The sequence below is a fragment of the Neobacillus drentensis genome (assembly GCF_036965425.1).
Taxonomy (GTDB): domain Bacteria; phylum Bacillota; class Bacilli; order Bacillales; family Cytobacillaceae; genus Neobacillus; species Neobacillus drentensis_F.
The window spans coordinates 16,057-27,009 of sequence record NZ_JBALPP010000051.1 but is presented as its reverse complement, the minus strand read 5'-3'; the positions used below and the strand labels follow the sequence as shown (position 1 = coordinate 27,009).

Genomic DNA, 10,953 nt, shown 5'->3' with positions numbered 1-10,953 from the left:
TTTTTCAGATAAATTAATGGCAAACTTAATAATGTTCCTAAATCCAGTAAGTATATCCAATCTACAAACTGCAGTGGTATCCAGTTATAAAAAGGATCATATAGATTCTTTAAAGGAACTAATCAAGATGATTGAAAACTACTCAGAGAAAGGGCTGAAGTTATTAATTAGGAAAAATTGGTTTAATGAACCACCTGTATCTAATTGGTCACACAAATAGAAACGGTGGCAGGTGCTAATCATCCTGCCCCGTTCAATAAGAAAAGCCACCAAATTTGGCAGCTTGTTTTCGGAAATTTTTAGGTATGAATTTTATAGCATTGACAAAATGGTAAATACTTCTGTTTGTAATATGGATATAGATCATCCATCATAAACTTCTCTTTTTTTCTCATCTTCCTCGAAGAGTTCGTCAGTAACTTTTTCTTTTTGAATATTGTTAGGGCGGAGAAAATTCATGGTTTCGTGTTCTTCATCAAATTGCTGAACAATCCCTACCATGGTTGGATATTTTTGAATATGCTCTAAATAGCATGATTGAAAGTCTTTGCCCACAACGAGGATTTCTTATTTATGGACACCAATTTCATTATCTTCTAAATATGAAATAATAAATTCTTTCATAATTTCCTCCTTAAAAAACAATTTTTTATTATGGAAAATTTGGAAATAAAAAAGCGCTTTAGGAAGCCAATTATTCATTTATATCTAAACCAGATAAATTTAAAGAAAGTTCATCTATTACTAAAAATACACAACCGAAAACGGTTCTGTAATCGATAAAGTCCCCTTTACCTTCAACATTTATCTCAATAATATTCCTTTTATTATGTATGTATTTTTCTTCAAATTGATTAAAATGAATACTCGTAACAGAAACACTAATCTCCTCTAAGGATTTTTTTAGCTCTCTTTCAAATATTGAATTATTAAAGTTTTCCCTTTAGAAAATACGAATCGTAAATTTCATTTCAAATCCTCCTTCTATTTATGATTTGTCAAATCTTCCTTACTCAACCGTTTTTCGAATAACTTGTGTCGTTCAGGCATTTTTAGATAAAGGCAAACCATATCTTAAGATTTTTAAAGTTTTTCACACTGTTGAAGGTCTTAATATTCTTGTGAAATTTCTGGAGGAGGTTAAAGGTGTACAAAAGCAGCTTTCAAAAGGGTTATGAGAATCACTCACTTCTTTACGCGAAAAGACGGCAAACTATGCGGCCTTATTGAAAACGAAAAAGATAAAGGGAAAACAAAAAGGGCAACCCCATGGATGCCCTTTGACCTGTTCTGTTGGTTGCACTTTAAATTTATAGTTTACTGGTGAAGTAATTGAATAAATTCTTTTTCATTTAAAATTTTAATTGTTTTCCCCTTATTAATCAGTTCATTGGCTTTTCTTTCCTTAGTGCTTAAACCACTTTCTCCAACCAAGGACTTGTCTTGAGTACCGACGATTAGGAAATCGGTTTTACTGCTTACACCACTCTTAATAATTCCACCAGAGTTCACTACCTGCTGCATAGCTTCTTTACGTTCTAATGAATTTAATTCCCCTGTAAAGACAATATTTCTTTGAAAAAAAGGATGGTTGGTACTGATCGTTTCAACCGTTACCGCTATTTCTGAAATGGCAACCCTATTACTCTTAAATTTGTTTTTTCTAAATCCAGTTTGCGGTTTCAGTTCCTCAAAGCGCCGGACAGAAATTCCTAATAGGCTTATATATGTTTGAAGGGTTTTCTTCTCCATCGTTTTCATACAGGCAATCACTAACTCTGCACATGCTCTAGCATCTGATACGGCATTATGGTGATTGGTAATTTCAAGATCAAAATAGGCCAAGCGTTCCTTTAAAGAATTACCTAAACCGTTTCCGCCGCAAACTCCTGTACTTAATGGAATACTACAAATGTAGTTAAAATCAGGATGGGTCAAAGAGTACTCCGTTAAACAAGAATGCAATACACTCATATCAAATTGAGCATTATGAGCAATAATTGTGGTGCCTTCAAAATATTCCTTGATTTCGTCCCATATTTCGTCAAACCGTTTTGCATTTCTAACATCATCAGCGGTCATTCCATGAATTCTAGTATGAACCGAATCAAATTGTAAATTAGGTGGCTGAATTAAATAATATTTTTCATCAACGATTGTATGGTCTTTTACAAAAACCATCCCTAAAGAACAAGCACTGCTCATTTTGTTATTCGCTGTCTCAAAATCAATAGCGATAAAATCGACACTGCTTGGATCAAAGTTTTCTTCTGATATAGACATGCTTGTTAACCTGTCTTCGTTCCGTTTTAACTGGATAAGATCGACTGAAGACATTGGAATATCTTTCTCAGCTTCCTTCTCTTCTCTCTCATTGGGTGAACTAGAATTCGATTCCGTATGATTAGAAGATACTGATTCTTGTGGTTCTACAACATCCACTCCAAAAACACGGCATAATTCTTCAAGACCACCATAAAAACCAGCACCAACTGCTTGGAATTTCCAATCATTCGAATATCGATAGACGGCACCTAACTCAATGGCCGTCTCCTTTGTAAAGGAATAATCAATTGGAAAAGCGGCTAATTCTTCCTGGTTTTTACTGTTTGCAATTCTTAATTTAATATCAGAAACATCTTTAAAGCTTTGTCCATTTTGTTGGGATTCATAAATGGAAAGAGTAAAGGAGATTTTATTTACATCGGCAGGTACTTTTAATAAATCTATCATAAAATGCTGTTTTTCGATTTTTGAAATGGATTCCTCCAAACAAACAGAACCATTAGAGGATAACGGCTGTCCATAAAAAACAAAGTCATCTTCACGAATAATTTTATTATCCGCCCCTACCATGAAAGCAGAAACATCTATATCGAAATTACCCGGGGCATTCCAATCCAAGCCAATATGTAACAAATTTAACTCTGGATTGTTTTTTGTTAGAACTATTTTCTGTCCTTTTATTAAGGATATGACCAATTCTACCACTCCTTTTCTTATATTAAGAAAATATGAAGATAATAGTTTATTCTACTTTAATTTTGAATTAATCTTATTACAATTTATGACTTTTTTCCTAGTTTTGCAATAAGCAACTTTTTCCTCCTATTTATTTACATCTTGCACCGGTACAATTAGATTCGCAAAATGGTTTACATAATCAAATTATTGTTAATTAGAAATTGAATATAGAAAAAGTGCCAGTCTATTAAAGGACTGACACCATTTTTTATTTAACAACCTTTTCTCGAACCATTTCACTCTTAACCAATTCTTTCACCTTCTGATCAATTCTCTCGATTTCAGCAGCTGAGTTCCTCCACCAATTTCGACTCCAGATCCGTTCAATCGTCCATCCCCTGCTTTCCAGGAAACGCTGACGATAGACATCTCTTTCTTTGGCATTTGCGGAGCTGTGATACATGGCTCCATCACATTCGATTCCCAATATATAGCGTGAAGAATCATGCGGATGAACAATGGCCATATCAATTCGATAACCTGACATGCCATCTTGAGTTGTAACCTCGTATCCAATGTTTCTCAGTTGACGATACACTTGTTCCTCAAACGGAGAGTCAAAATGCAATTCTTTATCCTGTATATGTGTATTGACATTTTCATTTATTTCTTGAACCACTGCGGTTATTTGATCAAGTTGAGAGGTTGAAACCGCACGTACATATTTGAGATAGGCTTTTAGTAATTTCGGACCCATTTGTGAAGTGTTGGCTACATTCAGTTCTTCTGGTTCAATACTTGAAACAACAATGATTCCTTCTTTAGCCCTTGTAACGGCGACGTTAAGACGGTTTTCTCCGCCTTTTTGATTTAGCATCCCAAAGCGGTTATAAACCTTGCCCTCTTCGTTTTTCGCATACGTAATGGAGAAGAGGATAATATCCCTTTCATCTCCTTGCACATTTTCAATATTTTTTACAAAGACCCTTTCATCCAGATCTCTGGTTAACATTTGATTGTAAACGGCGTTAAATTCCTCATCTTCACTCATTAGTTTGTCAATTTGATCCTGTATTTTTGATTGCTGCTTTGAATTGAAGGTTATGATTCCCACTGTTTTTCCAGGCTGATTTATTAATATATCTTTTAGAATATTGACAACCTCTATTGCTTCCACTTCATTAGACTGATTAATCCATCTGCCATTGACTTTTTTCCATAGGATCGCAGGCGGTTTCCTAAAAGGAATAACATTAGGAGCAATTTGAATGTGCCCGTTGTAGAAGGCATGATTCGAATAATTGATTAATTCTTCGTATTTAGACCGATAGTGCCATTGAAGAAGCCTTTCAGGGAACCTTCTTTTAGCTAGATTTAACAGGCTTATCGAATCATCCGTATCGAATTCTTCCTCCTCCTCTTCATCGTTAATAAAGGAGGCTTGAAATAAATTATAGGGCGGCAGCTGTTTCTCATCCCCAGCAATGATTACTTGTTTAGCCCGATAGACGGATGGTATCCCACTTTCCACGGTACACTGCGAGGCTTCATCGAATATAACTAAATCAAATAATCCCTCTTGTAATGGAAAAATAGAAGAACCGATTTCAGGTGATACAAGCCAAACTGGCAAAATATCCACAAGACCATTTCCAGCGAATTCGTTTACTAACCTTCGCAGCGGCCAAACTTGTCTTTTCTTACCAACTTGGTGCTTCAACTCTCTGATATTTCTTGAATGATTGGTCTGAACAGCTTCTACTTTTTTAGTTAGGGTATGAATGAGAAACTGAGTCCCAACCTTTCTTCTTTCCTCAATCAGTTCTGCAAATGATTCTCTGATTCTGGATAATTCATTGGTTGAAATTTTCTGTACCTGCGGATTTCTTTTTTCGGTTTGGTCAATCCAATGGACATAGGCAGAGTTCTTAAATAATTCCACCCAATAATTAGAAAGAGTTAATTCATTTCGATCTGTTTTCTGTTGCAGTAGAAGAATGACTTTCTTTTCAATCTCGCTGCACTGATACCAAAAAACATCCATTTGTTGGAGCTCTTCGAAATCACGATGAATGTATTCCACCATTTTGTCTAATTCATGGACTGGAATATCTCCTTCTGATATCCTTGTTTTTAATCTGTCCACTTTCGAATCATCGAGAAATTTCTTTAACTTTTCTACTTCATCAGCCATTTCTTTTGTCACTTTACCCAATCGATGCATAAGTACTAAAGATTTCTTAATCTTAAGCCATTCCGAGGAGCTGGTCCCCTTAAATTTTTCACCATTAAGTAATTCCTCGATAATGTTTTTACCTGAAAAATTCGTCCACCACCAAAGTCTTAATCCTTGTAGTGTTTTTTTGGTTCCATCCTCTAAATCAGGATAAATCTTGTCTAACTTGTTTTCGATTAGCCATGTGTATCCTGGAGTAATTTTTTCATGGTCCAATGAATCAAGGAATTCAACCGCTTGTTTAGCCTTATCAATGACACCATCTAATAACTCAATGGCTTGCAGCTTTTCTTTCATATTAAAATTGGCAAACGATTTACGCTCTTTTAATGGAAAATCCGCGTCGCCAAAACGATCAAACCATTCCGCAAAGGTATACACTTTTTCTGAAATATCCTCTAGTACATCTTTATTTAATTCGGACAGAACCTCATGCAGATCCAGGATTTGAGTGGTTTCACCAATCGGCTTAGCCAAACCATATAAATCATATAATCGTAAACCAAAGTCTTGGTAAGTGTATAAGGCGGAAGCGATACTGTTTAATAACTCTTCTCGAGATGATAAGTTTTTTGATACTGATGGTAGGTTGTTGGAAGCATTTTCAAAGGAAACTTGATTTTGCTCCAAAACAGCTCCTATTTTCGGATAAAGGTTTTTTCGGTCATTTTTTTCATCATGTACAAGCGCAACATGATTACTTAATCCTAGGCTATCAAGACGTTGGTATACAACGTCAAGTGCTGCACGTTTTTGACAAACGACGAGGATTTTTTTCTCTTGTTGTAGGGCGTCGGTAATAAGATTAACAATAACTTGAGACTTCCCTGTACCAGGCGGTCCATGAACCACCAAACCTTTCTTATAACGCGCATCTTTGATAATCTCTTCTTGGGACCCATCTGCTTGTAATAGGTTTAATATGTCAGGATCTTTCGATGGATTCGTTTTTTCATGTTCGCCGCCTTCCATCTCAAATTCCGTATCCTTGGACTCAATCAGTTCACCTGCTAAGGCTAAATCACTTTCTTCAGCAAGCGTAATAAGCTCCTCATAATCCTTAACTAATGAAGATCCCCCTTGAGGGAAGTTACCGATGACTGCATACTCCAACAAGGTTAAATTTGAAACTCCTGGTATTTCTTCTTTCCTATATTCTTTTAGCTTTGTAATACCTTGAGGCGTAAAGGAGACATTCATTTCATGATCCTTTAAAAAGGTGAGCCATTCTTCGTAGTTGTAATGGGTTGCGATTTCAGCAGCTTTTTCATAAAAGTCTTCTGTAAAAGATAGGTTATTTAACTTTTTAAAAGCTAAGAACAATGTTCGATTAATTTGTGGTTCCCCTTCATCTAATTTGATCACCCATTTTTGTGCATTCACATTGTTTTTATCTAATCTAAGTGGGTATAGAAATAAAGGAGCCTGAAAAAACGTTCCATCTGACAAAGTTCCAGACAAAAAAGGAAAACCTAGGTAAAAATCATGGATCCCTGTTTCATCTTCGATTCCTTTAATATTTCTATATAAATCAGTCAGTTTTTTAGAAAGATTCATGGATCGTTCGTTGTTCATCGCAGGTTTTAGTAAGATAATTTCTTTCTTGGACTGACTAATAATTTGTTCCACGATCGCAGCACTTGCTTTTTCTTTCGATAACATAGATAAGCTATCCAGATCTGTTAAATCAAAGCTCCACTTATTATATAGCTTTAGCAGCCTGATGGAGCGATTTCGGCGGCTGATATCATTCAGCTTATCCCTCATATGTATTAATTTGTCTTTCATTTGCAGGACCTCTTTCCTTAAAGCACCTTCATATATAACGGTTCCTCAATTGATTCTACATATATGTAATATTCCACTTAATTTCCTTATATACCATTCAAAAGTTTTATACTCCAGAGCCTGTCAAAAAAGCCTACAATATTATTATAGGCTTTCTTTTTTTCAATAATTTATCTTTTCAATCCCAATTCTGCATTGATTTCTCTCAATTAATAATTGATCCAGATATTCCGTAAACTCCGATGCATTTGAATAGGACAAGCAAAGATATTCCTTTGCTCTGGTCATCCCGATGTATAAAAGTGACACTTCCCGCTCTTTATCCTCTTCCAATGGAAACGGCATGGAATCGACATTTACGATGAATACCGCTCTGAAATCTAGGCCCTTGCTGCTATCGATGGTACTGATTTTTACATTCCCATCCTCTTTCGCAAATGATCTCTTCGAAACATCATTTTCTGTAATCCAAAAGTATGGCAGCCCTGCTTCAGTTAATGACCTTTTGATAATGTCGATAATCGGATATTTATGTGTTCGCTTTACCCGATAAAGGATTAACATTTCATCTAGAGGAACCTTTCTTTCTTCATGCAGCTTTTTGATTTGTCTTGAGACAAGTCTCATCTCATCAAAGAAATTAGCTGCCTTTACGATCCCAGGATCTGGACCTTTTCGCTTGGTGCTTTGGGGGGGCAATAATGTCTCCTTCTAACTCGCGGTTCACTACTTTATTTTTGAACAGGGAATGCTTGCGATAGAAATCCCAGGCAAACTTGACGATTTGCTGCGTATTTCGGTAATTGATTGACAGCACCTTGGATCTTCCTTGAAAACTTAAACCGGTATCCTGCAAGTATGAACGTTTTCGTCTATAAATGGTTTGAGCTCTGTCCTCCACTAATAAAAGGGACTGCGTATCACCATTAATGAGTAAACTTACAAGACGAAGCCAATCAGCCTCAAAATCCTGTCCTTCATCAATCAAAACGGCATCATAGGTTGGCAGAATGGCTTCCTTTCTCTCTATTTTCTCAATGAAATCCGGAAGCTGCTGTTCCCTAATCCTTAAATCATTCTTTAGCCAAGCATGAAAATTTCGCACCAGAATGTTCTGATTTTGAACCGCTTTATGATTTGGTTCAAAATCGAATAAATCCTCAGGTTCATTCAACATATGATTGATCATTTGCTGTATGGCATTGGCCAGGGAAATGTTATAGCAAAGGATGAGAATTTTCCAGTCAGGATTCTGTTTTGACAGCATCTTCGCCCGGCTCGCCAAAATAATCGTTTTCCCGCTTCCTGCTACACCGCGTATTAAACGGTTCTTATCGCCAATTTGTTTGGCCAGATTCTCCTGGTGAAGATCCATGGTCTTAATATCATGAAGCGATAACAAAAGCTGATCCTGGTAAGGAACAGGTGGTTTAAATTCAGCACTGATCCGCACTTCAGGGAATAAATGATAACGGATGGCATTAATTTCCTCTATTGAAAGCGGCTCCTTTAAACGGAAAGGAACGACAAACATATTCAAGATTTTCTCCATAAGGACTTCTTCGGTAAACTCCTCTTTATCTGGATCAATCTCATCCCTCGTTAAACACAGATGTGGTTCAATTACCGAATAGAGCCCTTCCTTGATAAAGTCCTTGGAGGACATCCTGGTAAAAACAACACCATGTCCATAAGGAAATTTTAATTGAAATTTATATTTTCCATCTAATTGAACCAGATTTTTATCCCTTTTCAGTACATCTACCACATGGAACATATTATCTCTAGCCTGTTTCATTGGGCTTTTGAGAACAGCCTGTTCTCCTGAAGTAGTGACAATATGCCATTCATCATGGTTAATTTGGAAAAGAGTATTTTTGGTATAATCCTTTACTTCCAACACCACTAGACCAAGGTCAGGTCCAATAATGACGAAATCTGGCCTTTTCCCTTGAATTTCAGGTTCGAAGTAGACTATATAATCATCCGGCAAAAAGTTTTTAAGCGTTCGAAAAAATAACCGTTCTCCAGCAGTGGCAGATGATCGAATCGTTTCTGGAATCGTAATAGCCATAACAACCGCTCCAAAATTTGCATTTTTCTCCATTATACAACAATTAGGAACATTATCCTAAACAATTACTATAATTATCCTAGATAAACAGCATTTTTCTACAGAAATACACAAGAAATCCACCGAAAGTCTTGTTTTTTTGAAAGATTGTTTTAATAATAGAAAGGAAGAAATTATTTCCATACATAGAGTAGAAAAAATGAAAGCGATGTGAAAAAAATGTTGAAGGGAATCATTGATAAATTATTTAATGCCAATCAAAAACCGCCCCAGCCAGAGATAAAGTCCATGAGTCAAGCGGAAGTAGAGGCGCTAGTGGATGCACGGCTTAAGGAGCATGCTGCCACGATTGAAAAATCAGTAGAAGAAAAAATGAATACGGCGGTTCAGGTATCGGATCAAGAGGACTATAAATTAACTCCAAAGCAGATTGAATTTGCCCTCTCCTTAATTGATAAAGTAAAAAATGAGTATGAACTTGCAGTGGATCCTGCCTCATTGATGGTTAAAGATTTGAATAGGTTAATTGCTTATAATAAATTTAAAAATAAAGGGATACTAGTAAACCTTGCGAAGAAGGGTATATTGAGGAAAATAAGTAGTATTTAAAAAGTGATCTTGTCTCCTTATTCTTTTTATAAAAGAGCCCCGGTACATAATTAAATGAACCAGGGTTTTTCGCTTTTCATGAAGATATAATAAAGGCCGTTTTTATCAATTTTTTATTCTACATATATCTTTTACAAATAATCCTTTGTTATCCCTTGCCAAATTTTTAGACCCCGTTCATAATCCAACTGCACCATTGTGGGTGCTAATACTACATGGCTACCTACTATTTTATTAATTGAAGATGATGATACCGGCTTATTTAATTTTTCAAATCTATTTAAATGCATATAATATTCCTCATTTTCATGGAAACCTTCGTGATTAATATAATCAGCTATTTCAACTACTCCTGTTGCTATTCCCCTTGCAATATTTCCTTGGCCATTACTATATAAAAATACTAAATCATTTGGTTGAATTTGAGTTATTTTTTCTTTCCATGGAGAGAAATAGGCAGAACATTTTTCATTATTCAACATGTCTCTTTCAGTCTCTCCATCAGGCCGATTTGCACGATTACTATTTATTATGTAGGCTTTTCTCAATGCTTTCACTCCCTTTATTTTTCAATTTCCCTTAGATATTTTTGAGTCAACTCTCCACTCACAACCAAGAATTTCATAGAATTTTTCTTATTTTGAAAAAGATTTCATCCATTTTATGAACATCTATTAGTTTTGTATTAATATTTAATTTAGATGTATGATAGGAGCCTATCACATCAGGAAAACCACCTTGTACCTTATACTCCGCTCCATGACCAAACTTTAGATGTTGAACGTTTGCCCCTTTTTCCTTTAAAGTCCTTTTCACTTCCAAAAAAGCTTTTTCTCCTAACGCTAAAATGACTTTTACTTCTTTTAATAAACTAAGCTCTTCTAGCAAATATTCCCTGCAGTTATGAAACTCGTTTGTTTTTGGTTTGTTGCCAGGAGGTGCACATTTTACGGCGTTTGTGATATAGACATCCTTCAAAGATTCAAAGCTTTGATTAGGAGCGAATCCATTTCGTTCAAGTCCCGCAAATAAAAATTCACCTGCCGTATCTCCCATAAATGGGACTCCAGTACGATTGGCTCCATGGGCACCATGTGCCAGTCCTACAATTAATAACCTTGCACTTAAATCCCCTACTCCAAAAACTGGCTTTGCCCAATATTTCTCACCTACATAAGCAGCATTCAAACCCTCCCTTGTCTCACACCATTCTCTTAACCTATCACATTTATTACAACTGCTTATCACATCTTTTAAAAGGGAATTACTCAAAATGATCACC

The 10,953-nt window shown here is 35.8% G+C and carries 7 protein-coding genes and 1 pseudogene; 2 read left to right on the top strand and 6 right to left on the bottom strand.

All coding sequences use genetic code 11. The features are described from left to right. A partial coding sequence (locus V7161_RS15010; protein WP_335713801.1) for a DUF3231 family protein occupies positions 1-220 on the top strand: 220 nt, incomplete at its 5' end. Between the two features lie 143 nt (positions 221-363). Here V7161_RS15010 and V7161_RS15005 read toward each other — a convergent pair. The 4 genes and pseudogenes from V7161_RS15005 to V7161_RS14990 all read right to left on the bottom strand — a co-directional run bounded on the left by V7161_RS15005 (position 364) and on the right by V7161_RS14990 (position 9,062). Then, positions 364-555, bottom strand: a complete 192-nt coding sequence (locus tag V7161_RS15005) for a hypothetical protein (RefSeq protein WP_335713800.1) — start codon at positions 553-555, stop codon at positions 364-366. 762 nt (positions 556-1,317) lie between these two features. After that, complete coding sequence (locus V7161_RS15000; RefSeq protein WP_335713799.1) at positions 1,318-2,982, bottom strand: TerD family protein; 1,665 nt, start codon at positions 2,980-2,982, stop codon at positions 1,318-1,320. A 250-nt stretch (positions 2,983-3,232) separates the two neighbouring features. Beyond that, on the bottom strand, positions 3,233-6,988 hold the full coding sequence (locus V7161_RS14995) for an AAA domain-containing protein (RefSeq protein ID WP_335713798.1): 3,756 nt from the start codon (positions 6,986-6,988) through the stop codon (positions 3,233-3,235). 162 nt (positions 6,989-7,150) lie between these two features. After that, a pseudogene (locus V7161_RS14990) lies at positions 7,151-9,062 on the bottom strand (3'-5' exonuclease). A 219-nt stretch (positions 9,063-9,281) separates the two neighbouring features. On the opposite strand from V7161_RS14990, the gene V7161_RS14985 reads away from it, so the two are divergent. Further along, positions 9,282-9,671 (top strand): ABC transporter ATP-binding protein, encoded by a 390-nt coding sequence (locus tag V7161_RS14985; RefSeq protein WP_335713797.1) that lies wholly within the window; start codon positions 9,282-9,284, stop codon positions 9,669-9,671. Between the two features lie 131 nt (positions 9,672-9,802). Here the strand turns inward: V7161_RS14985 and V7161_RS14980 are convergent, their stop codons facing one another. Both V7161_RS14980 and V7161_RS14975 read right to left on the bottom strand, forming a co-directional pair. Continuing rightward, a complete protein-coding gene (locus tag V7161_RS14980) occupies positions 9,803-10,219 on the bottom strand; it encodes a hypothetical protein (protein ID WP_335713796.1) in 417 nt (138 codons plus the stop codon). Positions 10,220-10,292: 73 nt separating this feature from the next. Then, positions 10,293-10,859: a uracil-DNA glycosylase family protein gene (locus V7161_RS14975; RefSeq protein ID WP_335713795.1), complete on the bottom strand. Its 567-nt coding sequence runs from the start codon at positions 10,857-10,859 to the stop codon at positions 10,293-10,295. Between the last annotated feature and the right edge of the window lie 94 nt (positions 10,860-10,953).

Excerpts from the sequence above, each read along its gene's own strand:
- V7161_RS14995 (WP_335713798.1), bottom strand. The coding sequence starts at position 6,988 with ATGAAAGACAAATTAATACATATGAGGGATAAGCTGAATGATATCAGC.
- V7161_RS14985 (WP_335713797.1), top strand. The coding sequence starts at position 9,282 with ATGTTGAAGGGAATCATTGATAAATTATTTAATGCCAATCAAAAACCG.